The 18,891-nt window shown below is 53.5% G+C and carries 15 protein-coding genes; 8 read left to right on the plus strand and 7 right to left on the minus strand.

The window, feature by feature from the left end:
• Positions 1–46 precede the first annotated feature (46 nt).
• A complete protein-coding gene (locus KIH39_RS11070) occupies positions 47–2,539 on the minus strand; it encodes a hypothetical protein (protein ID WP_213499388.1) in 2,493 nt (830 codons plus the stop codon).
• A gap of 158 nt (positions 2,540–2,697) precedes the next feature.
• On the opposite strand from KIH39_RS11070, the gene KIH39_RS11075 reads away from it, so the two are divergent.
• Complete coding sequence (locus tag KIH39_RS11075) at positions 2,698–3,261, plus strand: hypothetical protein (RefSeq protein WP_213499390.1); 564 nt, start codon at positions 2,698–2,700, stop codon at positions 3,259–3,261.
• Here KIH39_RS11075 and KIH39_RS11080 read toward each other — a convergent pair.
• The 6 genes from KIH39_RS11080 to dnaK form a co-directional block, all read right to left on the minus strand.
• On the minus strand, positions 3,248–3,961 hold the full coding sequence (locus KIH39_RS11080; protein ID WP_213499392.1) for an arginyltransferase: 714 nt from the start codon (positions 3,959–3,961) through the stop codon (positions 3,248–3,250). The genes KIH39_RS11075 and KIH39_RS11080 overlap by 14 nt on opposite strands.
• A gap of 18 nt (positions 3,962–3,979) precedes the next feature.
• Positions 3,980–4,822, minus strand: a complete 843-nt coding sequence (locus tag KIH39_RS11085; protein WP_213499394.1) for an MqnA/MqnD/SBP family protein — start codon at positions 4,820–4,822, stop codon at positions 3,980–3,982.
• A complete protein-coding gene (locus KIH39_RS11090) occupies positions 4,819–5,556 on the minus strand; it encodes an amino acid ABC transporter ATP-binding protein (RefSeq protein WP_213499395.1) in 738 nt (245 codons plus the stop codon). The genes KIH39_RS11085 and KIH39_RS11090 overlap by 4 nt, the downstream gene beginning before the upstream one ends.
• A gap of 42 nt (positions 5,557–5,598) precedes the next feature.
• Positions 5,599–7,380 carry a GTPase domain-containing protein gene (locus tag KIH39_RS11095; protein ID WP_213499397.1) on the minus strand — a complete coding sequence of 594 codons (1,782 nt, stop codon included), beginning with the start codon at positions 7,378–7,380 and terminating at the stop codon, positions 5,599–5,601.
• A gap of 9 nt (positions 7,381–7,389) precedes the next feature.
• Positions 7,390–8,511 carry an NAD(P)/FAD-dependent oxidoreductase gene (locus KIH39_RS11100; RefSeq protein ID WP_213499399.1) on the minus strand — a complete coding sequence of 374 codons (1,122 nt, stop codon included), beginning with the start codon at positions 8,509–8,511 and terminating at the stop codon, positions 7,390–7,392.
• A gap of 72 nt (positions 8,512–8,583) precedes the next feature.
• Entirely contained in the window at positions 8,584–10,530 is a 1,947-nt protein-coding gene (gene dnaK, locus KIH39_RS11105) for a molecular chaperone DnaK (protein WP_213499401.1), read from the minus strand.
• Between the two features lie 397 nt (positions 10,531–10,927).
• On the opposite strand from dnaK, the gene pheA reads away from it, so the two are divergent.
• The 7 genes from pheA to KIH39_RS11140 all read left to right on the plus strand — a co-directional run bounded on the left by pheA (position 10,928) and on the right by KIH39_RS11140 (position 18,886).
• Positions 10,928–12,019: a prephenate dehydratase gene (pheA, locus tag KIH39_RS11110; RefSeq protein ID WP_213499403.1), complete on the plus strand. Its 1,092-nt coding sequence runs from the start codon at positions 10,928–10,930 to the stop codon at positions 12,017–12,019.
• A 118-nt stretch (positions 12,020–12,137) separates the two neighbouring features.
• Positions 12,138–13,157, plus strand: a complete 1,020-nt coding sequence (gene aroF, locus KIH39_RS11115) for a 3-deoxy-7-phosphoheptulonate synthase (RefSeq protein ID WP_213499405.1) — start codon at positions 12,138–12,140, stop codon at positions 13,155–13,157.
• Positions 13,158–13,180: 23 nt separating this feature from the next.
• Positions 13,181–13,939, plus strand: coding sequence for a triose-phosphate isomerase (tpiA, locus tag KIH39_RS11120; RefSeq protein ID WP_213499407.1), 759 nt, complete (start codon positions 13,181–13,183; stop codon positions 13,937–13,939).
• 114 nt (positions 13,940–14,053) lie between these two features.
• Positions 14,054–14,920, plus strand: coding sequence for a KPN_02809 family neutral zinc metallopeptidase (gene ypfJ / locus KIH39_RS11125; protein ID WP_213499409.1), 867 nt, complete (start codon positions 14,054–14,056; stop codon positions 14,918–14,920).
• 21 nt (positions 14,921–14,941) lie between these two features.
• Positions 14,942–16,399 (plus strand): signal recognition particle protein, encoded by a 1,458-nt coding sequence (gene ffh, locus KIH39_RS11130; protein ID WP_213499411.1) that lies wholly within the window; start codon positions 14,942–14,944, stop codon positions 16,397–16,399.
• A gap of 140 nt (positions 16,400–16,539) precedes the next feature.
• On the plus strand, positions 16,540–16,788 hold the full coding sequence (locus KIH39_RS11135) for a hypothetical protein (RefSeq protein WP_213499418.1): 249 nt from the start codon (positions 16,540–16,542) through the stop codon (positions 16,786–16,788).
• Between the two features lie 7 nt (positions 16,789–16,795).
• Entirely contained in the window at positions 16,796–18,886 is a 2,091-nt protein-coding gene (locus KIH39_RS11140; protein ID WP_213499420.1) for a hypothetical protein, read from the plus strand.
• The last annotated feature ends 5 nt before the right edge of the window (positions 18,887–18,891 follow it).

Genomic DNA, 18,891 nt, shown 5'->3' on the forward strand with positions numbered 1-18,891 from the left:
GAGGGGGCGAACTCCCAATCTGAAGCATACGCCACCGAACACTTGGTTACTTGGGAAGGAACGGACTGCCCTTGAACTCGAATTTTTCCAGATAAACATGCTGGCGATCGCCCCGTTCGTAAAGATCCTCCAGCATAACCCCCAGGTTGGGTTTTAATGGCTTGCGCTCGTTGTTCCATTCCTTGCCGTTAATGACAATTCGAATCGGTTTATCCAGCTCGAATAATCCTCGCGGAACAGAGACCGTCAACTGACGGAAACCGACCGCGTCGATCCGGACCATGTTACCTTCCATCGCTTTGGCAGCAATCCGCGCCGGCACGAATTCGCCGCGAGGATTCCTTTCCAAAGTCTTCCCCGGCATGATTTCACTGGTGCTGACCCAGTAAAAGTGGTTGTCTTCCTGGCGCATGGTACGGAAGTCCGTTCCCTCCGCCCCCAAACCCGGTGTTCCGAAACCGGGCAGACCGTTGGTGCGTTTCTTCCGGACCATCCAGTCGAACATAAAGGGGAGTTCCTGGAAAAAGAATTCGGGATTCCGCCCCTTGTAAGCGACCGCTAACACGGGAAATCCTTTATTCATCCAATTTTTCAGGGTCATCTGAATCGTCTTCGCCGTGTCATCCCCCACACGGTCGGCGAGGATCAGATAGAGCGGCAACTGCTGCACATTCTGCCAATATTCTCGGAGCACAAGTTTGCTGGGACTGGCCGATTTGGCCGCAAAGACCCGGGCACTCGGGAATGGGCACATCGCCGTAACCCCGGCAAACAAATCGGGATGGGAGAGTCCGACATCGTAAGCCATGTTGCCGGCCTCGTTGCAGCCAAAAAGAAAGACTCGATCGGAATCGATTTGAAGGAATCGCTCCAGATGCGAAATTAAAGCGGGGACAACTCCTCGTTCATCATCGGTGAAGGTATAGGTAGCGCGGATGCCGCCATTCCAAACGGGCACGGCGACGATATACCCATAACGCGCCGGTAAATTGCCGAATTTTTTGATCAAATCTTCCGGTTTCTCATTTCCATCCGGGAGCAGGATCAAAAGTGGTGTACGTCGGGCGAAATGGTATTCCGGAGGCAACTGAAGTGCAAAATCGACCCCTTTGGGATAGTTCTTCACTGGGCCTGTATTGTACATCTTGATGGCCGTGGAGAAATCTTTGTTCTCGTACGGTGGCGGCATCAGGGAAATGATCTGAGCCAGTTCATCGATCGGGGGCAGCAGAGCGTTCTTTTCCAGTTTGCCCAGGAGCGTCAGTCGGTCGCCTCGGGTATCCGTGCTCAGATAGCTCTTGAGAAGTTCCCGCGCATCCCAGAGTTTCTTGGCAGCCGCCGATTTGGTTTCGGCCGAGGATTTACCTAACAGCCAGCCAGTGACCGCGAGGGAGAGTAACTCCTCCGGCTTATAGGTTGTCGCCCGCCCTTGGGCGATATCTCTTTCCACCTGATCGGCCATGGCCACGAAAGTGTCCAGGCGGGAAATCGAATCGGGGTGCAATTCTCGCTGAATGACCTTCGCCGCCCCAATGAGAAAGCGATCCGCTTCAGAAAATTGTAATTTGCTGAGCTTTTCCAAATGCAGTTGAGCCTTTTCGAGCTTTTGCATTTGCGCTTCAAATTCCGCCTTGAAGGTGCTGTATTTCAAAGTCTGCGGAGCCGGGATACCTTCTTTAGGGAATTCAGGCAACTTCTTACGCAGAGCCTCGTATCGACCGCCGGAGCGGAGGATGTCCAATTCCTGCAGATACAGATCGGCCTGGGCGGACAGCAGCGATTTACGCATGTCCGCAACAGACTGTTTATCGTCCGGCAGAGCCTTGGCCAAGTCGTCGATCTCTTTCTGAGCATAATCGAACCAGTTCGCCTGGATGAGAAACAAAATCAGCTTCTTGCGCTTGGAGGCTTCCGGTTTACCAGCTTCTTCTTTTAGATCGGGGTGATGCCTTAGCAGCTTGAGGACTTTCTCCGGCCCCCATTCCTGAGTCAGATAGGAAGCCCCCCATTTATGGCTGGAAGAATCGATGCGAATGAAATGGGGCGTGAGGGTTACAATCTGTTGCTGAAGATCGGCAATCCACCTTCCATTCGAGAGGGAATAGACCGGCACTTTACGCATCCAACGGTCGTCGTAATCGATGTCTTTCTTGGGGGCGACGTCGAAATCGATGGGATTTTTCAGACCACCGGAAACAAATTTGGTCCTTAAAGTCACAAAGTCAGCGAAGCGATTGAAATCGCTCGAATCCCCAAGTTGACGATAATTGGGACTAAAAACGGTGATCCTCCCCCCATCATCCACTTTGTGAAAGCCGGCTTTGATGATAAAGCTCTCCCCGGTGGTGGGATCCACTTCGACGACACTATCCTTAAATACTTTACCGTGCAGGGTATAACCATCCTTGAGGATCACCACATCCGCTCGGGAAGACTTCGGAGCATAACTTACGAGCAGAAGAGCCAACCCTAAAAAAGCGATGGAACGGAAGATTGGATTCAGCCACGCATTCTGAGATTGGTTGGAGGGAAACGTCATAAAGAGGCCTCATCGGGAATGAGTGAACTTTGTTGGTTGATTCCACAGTTAAACTACGGCAAAATAGAAGATATCTCTAGCGGAGTTCTCCGATGCCGATCCGGTTTCGCTGTATTTATTGTGACAAGTTACTCGGGATAGCACAACGAAAAGCAGGCATGGATATCACCTGTCCCAAGTGCAAGGGGCGTATGCGAGTGCCCACGCCGGAGACGCCGAGCCATGCTACGACTCAGGCTTTGTCCGAGTCTTCTTCCTCGATCATCGAGGAATCTATGCCCGGGCCATCTAAGGCGGCAACTACCGCCCCTCCCGGAAGCAAAAAGGCTCGTCCATCCCAGGGCCGGGCAGTCAAATCGGCAGAAAAGCCTGCGACGCCTTCAAAATTGTTCGAAAACGACGATTTCGAGCTCCTTCTGACCGCCGGTACACTCCCCAGATCCGAAAAGTCGGGCCCGAATGCTGCAATAAACAAGGGAACGCCGGGAATTGAAAAACTTGCAAACACTTCCAAAGAAATTTCCGACCGGGATCTATTTGCGATTGATTTGGACTCACCAGTGCCTCAAGTGGTCGCCCAAGCATCGCCAGCGATCGCTTCCGAACCGCATGTTGCCCTCCCGTTACCCAACTCATTTCCCTGGGTATGGGTCGCTGTCTCGTGGGCCTTGTTTCTCGGAGCGGGTTTTGGAATCGGTTTTTTGATGTTCAAGAAGGCTTAGCCAGAGGGATCCAATCGCCCTGGATCAATCCTTCACTCGGCTTAAAATTGTTTTTGTAGCTCAGCGACGCACACCCTTGAACGTAATAGCCCAGGTACAGATAGGGCAAATTTAACTCCCGCGCCCGGGCAATCCCGCTCAGAACATTAAACGTGCCCAGCGACCGATCCCGAAATTCCGGATCGTAGAAGAAGTAAATCATCGACAGGCTTTCTTCGAGCAAATCGTTGTAGCCAATGCCAATGCAGCGCTCGCCCAGGAAGTAACGCCATTCTTCGACGGGAAAAGGATTTAACGCGAACGAAGTCATATATTCGTCGCGGTCTTTGGCCCCTTCAAAAGGCCAGCCTTTAAAATCGGACTGAAATTCATGGTATTTGGCGTGCAGGTCGATCCGGTCCTGGCTGACTTGCGGTTCGCCGATCTCCAGACGGATATCGGTATTATCCTTCCAGGCCCGGCGCTGGCTTCGATTGGGCTGAAAATCGGCCACCGGAATGCGAATGGAAACGCATTCCGAGCAGTGCGGGCACTTGGGGTGAAAGAGCCAATGGCCGAAGTGCCGCCAACCCGACTTCATCCGCTCCTCGTATTCCTCGGCGGTCATCTCGGCGACCACCTCGTACTCGAGTTGCCAATCCCGGTCCGGCAGATAACCACACGGGCTGAGCGGAGCCAAATATGTCGCCAGAGAGATCATGCCAAAATTATACCGGGCTTAATCCACAAACTCCAACTCTGTTGGGCTGGGAATAATTCCCATACGATGCCCTTCCCTTAACAATCGCTCCACTGCTTGCCGGCCGCGTTCCCGATAATCGATTGTCCAATCATTCACATACATGCCAACAAACTTGTCCGCCAACTTCACATCCATATCGCGGGCATAATTCAGGGCATAGGCTAAAGCATCAGCCCGATTGTCCAGGGAAAATTGGATGCTCTTCTGAATTAAACGGGTCACTTCCGACATCGTCTGCTTGCCCAAATCCTTACGAATTACGTTTCCGCCCAGCGGTAGCGGCAAGCCCGTCACCTTTTTCCACCAGACGCCGAGATCGACGTGGAGCTTCAAACCTTGATTCTGAAATGTTAATTGCCCTTCGTGGATGATCAAACCTGCGTCGAACTTACCGCTTTCCACCGCCGGGATAATTTCATCGAAAGGAATGGCTTCGAATTCGAAGGGCTGCCCTTCGAAATAGAGTTTCAGCGTCAAAAAGGCGGTGGTCAGCGTACCCGGAATTGCGATTTTCGTCTTTAACAACTCGGCCTTGGTGAGTTCTTTGCGGGCCACCACCATTGGGCCGTAATCGTCGCCCATGCTACAACCGCAAGGCATCAAAGCATATTTGTCGGTGAGGTAGGAGTAAGCATGCAAGCTGACGGCGGAGACTTCCAGTTCCCCCTTCATGGCCCGGCGATTCAAAGTTTCGATATCCTGCAACTGATGCACGAAGCTGTAGCGACCGGTGTCAAACTTGTCTTTGGCCAGCCCGTAAAACATAAAGGCATCATCGGGATCAGGACTATGTCCCACATTTATTAGCTGCTTGATCATAATTCTACTTTCTGAAGAAACTCACGGGCCAAAGCGGATTTCGGCTGCTGGAAGAAATCGGCGGGAACCCCTTCTTCAACAATCCGGCCAGCACACATGAAGAAAATCCGATGCCCTGCCCGTTTGGCGAAATGCATCGCATGGGTGACGATCAGCATCGTCATGTCCGTTTTGGCCAGATCCAGAATGACCGAAAGAACTTCATCCGCCATCTGCGGATCGAGCGCGCTCGTCGGCTCATCGAAAAGCATCGCCACCGGGTTAACCGCTAAAGCGCGGGCAATCGCAACACGCTGTTGCTGACCACCCGATAATTGGGACGGTCGGGAGTCTTTTTTGTGCTTCAGCCCGACCTGATCCAATAGTTTGAGGGCTTTCTCTTCCGCCTTTTCTTTGGATTCTTTCAGCACCAGTAATGGACCGCTCATCACGTTCTCCAGAGCAGTCATATGGGGAAAAAGGTGGAATTGCTGGAAGACCATGCCGAGACGTTTTCGAATCGCCAGCAGTTCGGGAGAATTGGGAGCCGTAGCAGGTTCCAGCTTGCGATCCTCGATGCGGATGCCGCCGGCCTGAAAAGGCTCGAGCCCATTCACGCAGCGAAGGAGAGTGCTTTTACCACTCCCCGACGGCCCGATGAACACGGCGACCTGACCGGCGGGCACGTCGAGGGATATACCGTCGAGAATCCGGATCGAACCGTGAGATTTAACCAGATTTTCAATGTGAATCATGCAATTCTTTTTACACTTCGCCGCATAATTTCAATCGGTCAATCAGCGATTCTTCAGCAAATCGACAATCTGCTGCAACCGGCCGGCGATTCGCTTTTCAATCTGGCTCAATCGTTCGAAATCGGAACCTTCCGTCACCGGCCAGGATTTCAGCTTTTCCTGGAACGGTTTCAGAATCATCTTATCCAGCATCAGGAGCCGGTGAGCCCGCAGCTGACGGCGCTTGGAATCGATGTAAAAATGAATCCCCAATTCGAAGAGGGCGTGCACCGCCGAAACCAGCAAGGGAATTAATAACAGCGTCCACCAGGACCAGCCGCCAATGACGACCGCCGCGATCACGGCACTCAATTCCAGAACGACCTTGAGAACCCGCAGAAAATTCCAGACGTTCGAGAGCCCTTCGAGCGGCTCGATCAGGGAACGGCTGACCTGGGTGATTTCTTCGTTGGCGGAGGTTCGATAGGGTTCCACTGCCGACTTGTACACAGAAAGGCATTGATCCCCCAGTCCGCTCTGAAATCCCTTGGCCAGATGGTCCCAGAAGGGATGGAGACTCGCATCTCGGACGACCGCGGCCCGCACATGGTCGAGCCATTGTTGCAAGCCGCGATTGATGACGTCCGATTCCTTGAATCCGGCACCGTCCGGCCGGGACAGCATTTTCTGGAAGAGCTGACGAATTAATTGATAAGGCTGCCTTAGGACCCAAAGCACCACCGAAAGCCATTTGGCATTTCCTGGCAGATCGAATTTCTGCAGCATTTGCTCCGGCGTGACCTTCAAGCCAGTCACCGAAGAACTGATGCCGAACTCCCGTTCGTACGTTTTCTCGAAATCGTTTTTGGAATCATTAACCAGGGAATCCCAGGTCGATACCAGTTTCAGATCCCGTCGCCCCATCTCGATGATGCTGGGTAAGGTCGCTTCCAGAAATTGCACGCCGCGATCAACCGTACGAGCTTTGGCTTCTTTCTCCGGTTCGAGCAACACCGTCATTTGATTGAGCAAAGCGATCCGATATTCACTCGCTTTTCCAAGCGGATCATCGAGCACATCGACGCTAAGGAACGGAATCGTCACCAGGGGCACTTTATCGGCCTGACTGCCCAGAATTTCCTGTTGAAAGTGCTGGGAGATCGAAGGGGCATCCGTCGCTCGCATCTTTGTGAGGCAAACGACTACCGCTTTTCCGGCCGATAGGACCTGCTTCAAAAATCGCGTGGGAATCGCGTCGTTATAGCGCTCGTCGGATGCGACGAATAAGACGAGATCGGCCAGAGCCAGAATCTCAATCACTCGCCCGATATAGTTCTGTGCGGCCCAGGTCGTCACGTCCGGGCAGTCCCAGATGACGCAATTTTCGGGCAAGGGGGACTGTTGAAATTTTACCTGCCGAAATTGATAGACATCTTCATCCAGGCTGGCGGGCAGAGGACCATCTTGTCGTTTCAATTTACCGAGAAAACCAAGCGTTCCCCAGGAAGCGAGAATGCTTGGGGAGAGACTGCCGAACCCAATCGGGTGACGAGTATAACCGGCCTGGGCATTCGATTCGGTAACTTTCGAACCGACTACGAAATTGACGACCGTACTCTTCCCGGTCCCCGCTCCCCCCACGACCGCAATGTGTAGAGGCTGGTCCGAGTTTTTCTCAATGGCTGGGCCCAGAGTATTGCGCACGAGGGCGTCGGCGAAACGGAGTTCCGTACCTGCCTTCTCCTCGCCGACGCGGCTGACCTGATATTGATGCAACCAGGCGAAATCTTCTGCCAGGTCGGACACGAGATGACGTTGATCGGTCGGGGTCGATGCGGTTTCCATTTTGATATCTTAGGACCGAAAGAGCGGTTCGGTGGCTTGGCTGCGCGGTCTATCCGCTTTGAAGGGCGATATATCCATAAAAGTCCGCTTTCCCAGCACTAAATCCGTCAGTATCTGGGCCGTCGCCAGCGACTGCTGAATTCCCGACCTGCCATGCCCGGCCCCGATAAAAACATTATCGAAACCGGGGATCGGACCGATCGTCGGCAGGCCGTCTTTGGAACCAGGTCTTAATCCAGCCCAGGCTCGCACTTGCTGTGCAGAACGGAGAATCGGTATCAGATTATGTGCGAAATCGAGAAGTCCCTGAATTCCCGAGGGAGTATTGGCTTTCTCAAAGCCTGCTTCCGGTTCTTCGGTCGAGCCGATCAAAATTTCATCGGAATTTCTTGGTACGATATACTGCTTCCCCGATTCGACGATGCAAGATACCGGCATTTCCCCTTCAATAGCTAACTGAACGATTTGACCGCGAATCGGAAATATACCGAGTTTCATCGGAGTCAATTCCGGAAGGAGTTCGGTCCAGGCTCCTGTAGCGATAACAAATCGATCCGCTGCAAATCGCTTCCCATCCACGGTCGCTAGACTCTCTATTCGATTTTCAGCTTTAATCATTTGGATGGAATGGGAATTCGGCCGTAACCGGACTCCTTGAATTTCGCAGGCACGAATTAACGCCTGCAGATGCAAAGGATTTTCTAGCAAAGCCCCGTCGGGAAAAAAAATGCCGGAATTACTGAGGAACTGAACTTGAGGATATTGCGAAGGCTCCGCACTTTGAAATGCGATTTCTTCGTCGACCCAAGCATTTTGAGTAGCGGCTGATGGCGCTTCCAGATCCAGGATGCCGCACTTGCGAAACCCATTCCAGATGCCGGAGGATTCTTTCAATTGCAAGCTAAAGGATTCGATGCGATTTCGGCTGAACGCCCGAAGCAAATCAAGTGGACGATGAGCTTTTGAAAGATTCCCGGGAGCGAGGATGCCCGCTCCGGCCCAGGAGGCCTCTCGCCCCAGATCCGATTTATCCAGAACAGTAACTTGCAATCCTTCCAGTGCCAGGTGATACGCGGTAGTAAGACCTATGACACCGCCGCCTAGGATGACGACGTCCGTTTTTTCTGTCATGCTGCTATCATACGCAAGCGGGCACTGGGGTTAAGCCCAGTGCCCGCGGAGTTTTCAGAGGAAATTGGACGATTACTTCACTTCGAAATCGGCGTCGATGACATCGTCCGGCTTGCCCGCCGTTGCTCCCCCAGTGGGCGGAGGAGGAGTTGCACCGCCGGAAGCTTTGCCCGTCTGCTGGCTCATGGCCTGCGTGGCCTGTTCCAGTTCGCTGACTGCTGAGCGAATGGCTGCGGGGTCTTCCTTGCTCATCGCCGCTTTGACCTTTTCGATCCCAGCGCGAATAGGAGCTTTATCCGCATCACTGAGCTTGTCGCCCAGTTCCGACAGTTGCTTTTCGGTCTGGTAAACCTTGGTATCCGCTTCGTTTTTAGCGTCAATCAATTCCTTCTTACGCTTATCCGATTCGGCATTCAACTCCGCATCTTTCTTCATCTTTTCGATCTCGGCGGCGTTAATGCCGCTGGAGTTCTCGATCTTGATGCGTTGTTCTTTACCGGAACCGAGATCCTTGGCGGAAACATTCAGAACGCCGTTGGCATCCATGTCGAAGGTCACTTCGATCTGGGGTTCGCCGCGTCGTGCTGGCGGAATCCCGTCGAGCTTGAAGGTCCCAATCTGCTTGTTGTCCGAGGTCATGGGGCGCTCGCCCTGGAAGACCTGGATGTCCACGCCCGGCTGATTGTCGGCGGCCGTCGTGTAGATCTGGCTCTTCTTGGTCGGGATCGTCGTATTACGGGGAATGAGCACGCTCATCACGCCGTTCATCGTTTCGATACCCAGGCTGAGCGGAGTAACGTCGAGCAGCTGAATCTGCGACTGGCTTCCCAGCAGCAGTTGAGCGCCCTGGATCGCAGCCCCGATTGCGACCACTTCATCCGGATTCACCCCGCGGTGACCTTCTTTTCCGAAAATTTCCTTAACCAGTTGCTGCACGCGCGGCATACGGGTCATACCGCCAACCATCACGATTTCGTCGATCTGGCTCGGGCTCAACTTGGCATCGGACAGTGCGGCCAGCACGGGCTTCTTGCAGCGCTCGAACAGTCCTTCCACCAGTTGCTCAAACTTAGACCGAGTCAGCGAAATCATAATGTGCTTCGGTCCCGAAGCATCCGCCGTGATGAAAGGCAGGTTGACGTCCGTGGTCGTCTGCTGTGAAAGATCCTTCTTGGCCCGTTCGGCCGCTTCCTTCAGGCGCTGCAAAGCCATCATGTCTTTTCGCAGATCGATGCCATGTTCTTTCTTGAACTCGTCGGCCAGGTAATCGATCAGGATGTCGTCGAAGTTATCGCCGCCGAGGTGAGTGTCCCCGTTGGTCGACTTCACGATGAAAGTGCCTTCATCGTCCACATCCAGAATCGAGATGTCGAAGGTACCGCCACCGAGGTCGAACACTGCAATCTTCTGATTTTTCTTCTTTTCAAAGGCGTAGGCCAGCGAAGCCGCGGTCGGCTCGTTGATGATACGCATGCGCTGCTTGCCTTTATGGCCGGTCTTGGGATCTTCGATTTCCCATTCGGTGTCGAAACCGGCAATGGCCGCGGCGTCGATGGTCGCCTGACGCTGAGCATCGTTGAAGTAAGCCGGTACGGTGATCACGGCCTTGCGAACCGTCTGCCCCAGATACGCTTCGGCGGACTCCTTCAGTTTGCGAAGGATCATCGCCGAAATTTCCGGAGGGGTAAAGTTCTTGCCGTCGATGTCGACTTTCACCAGCTCGTCTTTGCCGCCGACGATCTTATAGGGAACCAACTTTTCTTCCGATTCGACTTCGTTATGTCGACGGCCCATGAATCGCTTGATCGAGTAAATGGTGCGTCGAGGATTGGTAACGGCCTGGCGCTTGGCCGGGTCACCCACTAATCGGTCGGCCTTATCGGTGAACGCCACGATCGATGGGGTCAGACGATTCCCTTCCTGATTCGGAATCACCTTCACTTCACCGGTCTCTTCCATGACCGCGACAACCGAGTTGGTGGTACCGAGGTCGATACCAATGATTTTATCTTTTGCCATAGCGAATTTTCTCCCCGTCGCTTCCGGCGAGCATTGGGCGTTGGAGCCGGAAAACGACTCAGTATTTATAACTTGGCCAAATATTCTGCAACATTTGTGCCGGAACCCAAAAACAGGGGTTAAATCGATTTAACTCTCGACGAATGAGAACTTTACTGTGTTAAACCCTTAAAGTGCCATTTAAAACCGCAATTTATTCCGGAGTTTTTCTGCCAAATTGGCAGCAAACCCGAAATTCCAAAATAGGCCCGCTTGTAAGGCGGATGATGCATTGCAAACATATACGGAATAACGATTTAGGAATATCGCATAGACATTTTTTGATTCGTTGACTCTTCCTGGATTCCTCACTAAAGTGTGTGTAACCAAAACAGCACCTCCCAGCCAGGGGCCGCCAATGAGCCGTAAATCGGACGAGGATGTCAAGAAACTCCGAGCTCAGATCGACAAATTAGACCAGCAAATCCTCGAATTCATGAACAAACGCGCCTCTCTCGCGATGGAGATCGGCAAATTGAAGAGTGAATCCGGCGGTATCGTCTTTGCCCCGGCTCGCGAAGAAGAGGTAATCAGCAATCTCCTCGAAAAAAACAAGGGGCCGCTACCCCCGGTGACTATCCGTTCGGTCTATCGAGAACTGATTTCCGGCTCGCGATCCCTGCAGCGAGTACTCAAGATCGCTTTTCTCGGGCCAGAGTACAGTTTCAGTCACTTGGCTGCGATGAAACAATTTGGCCAGGGCGTGGAACTGATGGCAGTAGGCAACATTTCCGCCATATTTGAAGAGGTGGCTCGCCAGCACGTCGACTATGGTGTGGTGCCGCTCGAAAATTCGACGGATGGGCGTATCGCAGACACGCTGGATATGTTCGTCAAAATGCCGGAGCTGAAAATCTGTTCGGAAGTCCGAGTTCGAGTTCATCACAACTTATTGGCTAACTGCGAGCAGACGGAAATTCACCGAATTTACAGCAAGCCGCAGGCTTTATCCCAGTGCCGCAACTGGCTCAGCAAAAATGTGCCTCAAGCCACTCTGCATGAAGTGACCAGCACGGCGGCCGCCGCGCAACTCGTTCAGCAGCAGCCCAACACGGCCGCGGTTGCCAGCCGGGAAGCTGCCGTTCGCTATGGTATTCGCATTCTCTATTCCAACATCGAAGATTCGCAGCACAACGAAACTCGCTTTGCAGTCATCGGCACCCACGATTCTGGTCGTACGGGTAAAGATAAAACGGCGATCATGTTTCAGATCCCGCACAGCCCGGGATCCCTGGCGGATATTCTGAATCTCTTCAAATCGAACAAGGTCAATCTGACTTGGATCGAATCCTTCCCGTTCCGGGATGCCAAGGGGGAATATATTTTCTTTGCCGATTTTGAAGGCCACGCGGAAGATGCCAAGGTTAAGAAAACTTTACAGGGGCTAGAGAAAACCTGCGATAAGCTTTCGATCCTGGGCTCGTTCCCGATCGCACCTCTGGAAGAATAATTTCTGCGGGTTTGTAAGATAATTGGTATGTAGGGCAGACACTCTAGTCTGCCCTTATTTTTTCCGGGGAAAAAAGGCTCGCTGGAAATGCCCTGGACAGCTGGAAGGTTGGAAATTCATGATTCTCGTACTCCGCCCCGATGCTAGTGAAGCACAGATAGAACACGTGATCGCACGAATTACCGAATTGGGTTTTACGCCGCACGTCAGCCGGGGTCAACATCGGACCATTGTGGGAGCTATCGGAGACGAGACGAAGCCGCACGCGGAGGCTTTTGCGGCCTTTGCGGGTGTGGAAGCCGTGCATCCCATCATGAAGCCCTTCAAGCTCGCCAGCAGAGAATTGCAGAAGAATGATACCATTGTGATGGTGGGCAAAATCCCCATCGGCGGGGGATCGCTTGCGATGATTGCTGGCCCTTGTGCGGTGGAAAGCTTCGAAGGATTGGATCGCATCGCGCAACTGGTAAAAGACGCTGGAGCAAATATCCTACGCGGCGGGGCTTTCAAACCGCGAACCAGCCCCTACAGCTTCCAGGGAATGGGGGAATCGGGCTTAAAAATTCTGAAAGAAGTCGGCCAGAAACACCATATGCCGGTTGTCACCGAAGTCATGGACCCCCGGCAGGTCGCCCTGGTCGCCGAGTATGCGGACATGTTTCAAATTGGTGCAAGAAACATGCAGAACTTCGACCTTTTGAAGGAAGTCGGCTCCACGAAGTTACCGGTACTCCTTAAGCGAGGCATGGCTGCAACCGTAAAAGATCTTCTGATGTCGGCCGAGTATATCCTAGCAGCGGGCAACCCCAATGTGGTGCTGTGCGAACGGGGAGTGCGTTCTTTCGAGGATTCCACCCGGAATATGCTGGATATGAGCGCGGTGCCCAATGTGAAAGGACAGAGCCATTTGCCGATTATCGTCGATCCCAGCCATGCCTGCGGCCGGCCCGACTTGATCCCGGCCATGGCTCGGGCTGCCGTCGCGGCCGATGCCGATGGCGTTCACATCGAAGTTCACGACTGCCCGGAAAAAGCTTTTTCGGACGGTCCCCAGGCATTGATACCGCCCAAGTATACTAGCCTCATGGTTCAACTCCGCAAACTGGCGGAAGTCATGGGTAAGACCATACCGGTTTAAGTACACCCACTCAAGGATTTGATATGGCTCGCGCGAAATTGATTGTCGGCAACTGGAAGATGTACACGAACGCCAAGAGTTCCGTGGAATTAGCACAGGCGGTGGCGGAAGGTTTGAAAGATAATACTCAAGTAATGGTTGGCGTTTGCCCCCCCTTCCCTTGGTTGACCAAAGTTTCTGAAGCGATCAAGGGCAGCAAGCTCGAAGTGGGAGCCCAGAACTTCTATCCCGCCAAGGAGGGAGCCTTCACCGGCGAGGTCAGCCCGGGCATGCTCAAGGAAGCCGGTTGCACCTTCTCGATCGTTGGTCACAGTGAACGTCGGCATACCTTGCTGGAACCCGATCTGCTTTTGAACCGCAAAGTGAAAGCGGGTATCGCCGCCGGCCTGGGCATCATTTTTTGCGTCGGCGAACTTTTGAGCGAACGCGAAGCCGGGCATACCGAGGCCGTACTGGAATTTCAGATCGCCGCGGGCCTGGCCGGATTAACCGCCGAACAATTGAAACTCGTCACCATCGCTTACGAACCGGTCTGGGCCATTGGGACGGGCAAAGTGGCCACCCCACAGCAGGCCCAAGAAGTTCATGCGTTCATCCGTAAATTCATCGCCAAGCAATTCGGCGAAACGGTGGCGCAAAGCCTGCTCATCCAGTACGGTGGAAGCGTCAAACCGGACAATGCCGCGGAAATCCTGAAGCAACCCGATGTCGATGGGGCTTTGGTCGGCGGCGCCAGTCTGAAAACCGATAGTTTCCTGGCCATTGTCAAAGCGGCTTATTGATTTTTAAAAGTCGTCGAATCCGAGGAATGGAAATTGCTTGAGCTACTATAATTTCAGTGCCTTATAGCGATTCGATAAGAAGTTCATGTCCTAATTCAACCTTAGAGGTGCACCATGCAGATAGATGGTCTCGAGGAAAGCGATAACGTAGAAGATCAGAGAGGTCGAGGGCCTGCCGTCGGCGCCACCGTCGGCGGCGGCGGATTGATCATCCTGGTGCTTGCCTTGATATTTGGCGTCAATCCCCAGCAACTTGCCGGTCTGGTGGGCCAAAAAGGCGGCGGGGGTGGAGGCGGCGGCCAACAACGAGAAGTCGTAGAAACCGAACAGAGCTCAAAGGCCAAGAAACTCGTAAGCGTGGTGCTTCGCGATACCGAAAAAGTTTGGGACGAACAGTTCGCCAAGCAGGGATTGAGAAGCTACCCGAAACCCAAGTTGACCATTTTCTCCGGTTCAATCAAATCGGCTTGCGGCAATGCCGACGCGGCCATGGGTCCCTTTTACTGCCCTGGCGACAAACACGTTTACATCGATTTGGATTTCTTCAATGAGATGGAGAAACAGCTTCGCATTCCCGGCGAATTCCCCCGGGCTTACGTGATCGCGCACGAAGTGGGCCACCACGTTCAGAACCTCACCGGCTACTCCCAGAAAGCGGATGCCGCTCGAGGGACCAGCAAAGAAAACGAAATGTCCGTGCGACTGGAATTGCAGGCAGACTATCTGGCGGGCGTCTGGGCCTTCAACGCCAAGGATCGCTTCAAGATCGATCCCAATGACGTGGAACAAGCCATTAATGCCGCAAAGCAGATTGGCGATGATACCCTGCAAAGAAACGCTACCGGCCGAGTACGACCAGAAAAATTCACCCATGGAACTTCCGCTCAGCGCATGCGATGGTTCAAACGCGGTTTTGAAACGGGCGATTTCAGCAAAGCGGCTTTGGATAAGTTGTTCACCACACCTTATACCGATCTCTAATTCGCTAATTCGAGAAGTACAATGTTCGAAGGTATTCAACGGGGCCTGACCGACGCTTTCAAAAAACTTCGGGGTCGGGGCAAACTGACTGCCGATAACGTTCGCGAAGGTTTAGGCGAGGTTCGCAGAGCTTTACTCGAAGCCGACGTGAACTTCAACGTCGTCAACGAATTCATCGAAAAGGTGGAAGCTCGCTCCGTCGGACAGGAAGTCCTTTCCCGCGTTGACCCTTCCGAACAGATCATCAAGATCGTATTCGACGAATTAGTCGCTCTCATGGGCCCCGTCGATCATCGCATTCCTTTTGCCAAGGATCGCCCCACGGTCATCATGATGTGCGGTTTGCAGGGAGCCGGTAAGACGACCACTTGCGGCAAGCTGGCCCTCAAGCTAAAAGCTCAGAACCGTAAAGTTTTGCTGGTTGCTGCTGACTTACAGCGCCCGGCTGCCGTCGAACAGCTCAAAGTCATCGGTGGACAGACCGAAACGCCGGTTTATACCGAGGCGACTAATCCAGTCGATGTCTGCCGCAATGCTGTGAACTACGCGAAGATGCAGAATCTCGACACGGTGATTCTCGATACGGCCGGCCGACTGCATATTGACGAGGAGTTGATCGAAGAACTCAAGCAGATCGACAAGTACGTTAAGCCCGATTCCGTTTTCCTCGTTTGCGATGCCATGACGGGCCAGGACGCCGTCAATTCCTCCAAGGCGTTCCACGACGCCTTGGAACTTAACGGCGTTATTCTGACGAAACTGGACGGTGACGCTCGCGGCGGGGCCGCCCTGAGCATCCGCCAGGTGGCCGGGGTACCGATCAAATTCATCGGCATGGGCGAAAAACTCCAGGCTCTGGAGGACTTCCACCCCGAACGCATGGCCAGCCGTTTAATGGGCCAGGGCGACCTGATGGGGTTGGTCGAAAAGGTTTCCCGAGTTCAGCAGGAAATCAGCGAAGAGGAAATCAAAAAGCAACAGGAGAAACTGGCCAAGGGCAGTCTCACGCTGGAGGATTTTCGGAACCAATTTGTTCAACTTCAAAAAATGGGAATGAAAGACATGATCGGCATGATGCCCGGCATGTCCGATATGATTCCCAAGGGAGAAGATCCCGAAGTCGCTCTCAAACGAGTTCAGGGAATGATCGACTCGATGACAATGGAGGAACGCCGCAATCCGGATTTGATCGATATCCCTCGCCGACGGCGAATCGCGGCGGGCAGTGGCGTTCAGCCCCATGAAGTGAATCAGTTCCTGAAGCAGTTCGAAGTCGTGCAGAACGTCTTCAAGCAGATGTCTCAGATGAGCATCTGGCAGAGGATGAAGATGATGACCGGCCTGGGCAACATGGGGGCGTTCATGCCCGGCGGCGAAAATCTTCTGAAACAGATTGGCAAAAAAGGAGACACGGGTCACCGCAAAACCGCCAAAGAACGTGCCGAAGAACGCAAAAAGAAGAAGAAAAAAGGCCGTTAGTTACTTAAGGCCTTCCGAGGGAATTTTGAGGCTGGGGGATTCTTTCAAAGGAGATCCTCCAGCCTGCATTTTTTAATCCTCCCGAGTTCAGAACGAGTGCCCTTCCTATAATGACAGCTTGTCTCCCAGGAGCTTTTTGAATGTCTGCCGACTCGTCGTCTCGGTTCGCGGTCAAATTGCATCGTAAAGTCTGTCTGGTCTGGACGGAAGATGTTTTGCTGGCCGAGGAGATGCTGGCTCGCAAAAAGCTAGCCCCGGAGATTGCCGGGCGGCTGACCGATCAGATTCTGCTGATTCGCCCGGGCCGCGTCGATGCCGTCGTCGCGGAACTCCAGGCGATGGGTCAAACCCCCCGTGTCGTATCTAGCTCCTCAGCCAATCCGGAATAATTTCGATATGTCGTCGGAAACGAATGCCTCGGATGTGGAAGCGATTCTGACTCGCTATTCCGAATCCCTGCTCCGCAAAGTTGCAGATAAACTTCTCAAACCACGCAGCACCTGGCCCATTGAGGATGTCCGCCAGAAGTGCGTGGAAGGTCTCCAAAATCCCATATTGATCGATCGCCGGTTGAAAGATCTTCCGGAGGATTGCCGCAAACTTCTCAAAATGGTGAAGGTCAGCAACCAGTCTCTCTGGAGGATCGATCATCTGATTCAATGCCTCGCCAGTCTGGGGCATATTGATGGCATCCAACCGGTCCTGAACCTTCTGGAAAGCGGACTAATTTTTCCCGATCTGACATTAGTGACCAATAAGCTCAAAGCCTTCGAGGATTGGCTGGGCCTGTCGGGAATGCTGTTATCTATTGTCTGGGTACCCAACTCCGTTACCGAGCGATGTGCGGACTTTCCGCTCGGCTTGCCGAACCTGGAAGGCATCTCGGTCGGAAAAACCCCGGGGGTGGTTGTCGATGGCTGGGAATGGCCGTTGCGGATTGCCGCGGCCTGGCAGAAACTGGATGGCACAACGCTGAAAGTAGCTCAATCCGGCACCTATTACAAGCGCGAACTGACTAAACTTCAAACCGATTCCGTCCTGAATTCGGCCTTTGCCGTGCCTCTGGTGACTATTCCCGAACCGGGAGTTCTCGCATTCTCATGGGCCCGACTCCTGGGCATGTTCCGCACCGACAAAACGGAGATTATCTCCCTCGGCTTCAGCGAGATTTGGAAGCAGGATCTGGGAAATCTCCTCAAGCGATGTCTCGCGGAGATGCTGCGAATCGTCGATTGGAATCCTGTGGATGGCTATGCGCCGGAAACCGTGGAAGCGGCCACGCCATCGATTTCCTTATTGATTTTGCTCCTGTTGGCGGAGGTGAAGCCGGATCGGGCCGTTTCCGTGGACGAATTGCAGAGATTTATCGAGGAAAAGCATCCTCGCTGCCAGGGATCGACACAGGTTCACGCCTACATTCGCGGCCTGATTTACGGCGTCTTCGTCCAGTTACGCATCGTCGAGTTGTTCAATCGACCGGAGGCCGATCTGATTCGACTGAGCGATATGGGACGCTGGATACTGCTCGGCGAAAAGAAGCCGGATTTATCTCCCCCTTTCACGCAAACGCTAACCGTTCAACCCAGCGGGGAAATCATTCTGTTCCGCCAGCACTTACAGGTGTCGCTGGTTGCGGATCTTTCGAGCTTTGCCGTCTGGAAGACCATCGGCTCCGCCTGCACTCTCGAAGTCGACCCCGATCGTCTCTATCGCGGGCTGGAATCGGGACTGACCTTCACCCAGATCGTTCAGACACTCGAAAAATTTGGCATGTACACGCTGCCGGGCACAGTCCGCGATTCGATTGGACGCTGGGCCAACAAGTGGGAGCGGGTGACAGTCTTTGCCTCGGCCACTCTGATCGAATTCGTGAAGCCGGAAGATCTGGAAGATGCTTTTCGCCGCGGCCTGGTCGCCCAGAAACTGACCGACCGGATCGGCCTGTCCGAAAAAGCCGAGCTGGATTACAAGCACTTTCGATTACTCGCCAATCGCGATTACGAGATGCCGCCGCAGCCCTGCGTGGAATTCGACGAAGACGGATTGACCTTCGATGTCATCAGCACTCGGGCCGATTTACTTTTGGAAGCCGAATTGAAACAACTGTCGGAAGCCCTGCCTTTCAACGGCAATTTCGAACGGCGCCGGTATCGCTTTACGCTCGAACGCTTTCGCAAGATGGCGGATGCCGGCTGGAATTTGGAGATTCTGGATCGCTGGTGCCGCGAACGAAGCGGCCAGAGCGTTTCCGCCTCGGCCAGCTTACTGTTCGCGCCGCCACTGAATCTCAGTCTGTCGGCGATCGAAAAATTGGTGATCGCCCTTCCGAGCGATCACATTGCCGATGCCTTGATGCAGTGGCCCACTACGCATCATCTGATCGAGGCTCGTCTCGGGCCTCGCATGCTGAGTGTCAGCGCCGAAAAGATCGGCGCTTTGAAAACCGAATTGCAAAAGATCGGCATCGAATTGAAACGCGAACTGTAAAGCGA

This window comes from Telmatocola sphagniphila (genome assembly GCF_018398935.1).
GTDB classification, from domain to species: Bacteria; Planctomycetota; Planctomycetia; order Gemmatales; family Gemmataceae; genus Telmatocola; species Telmatocola sphagniphila.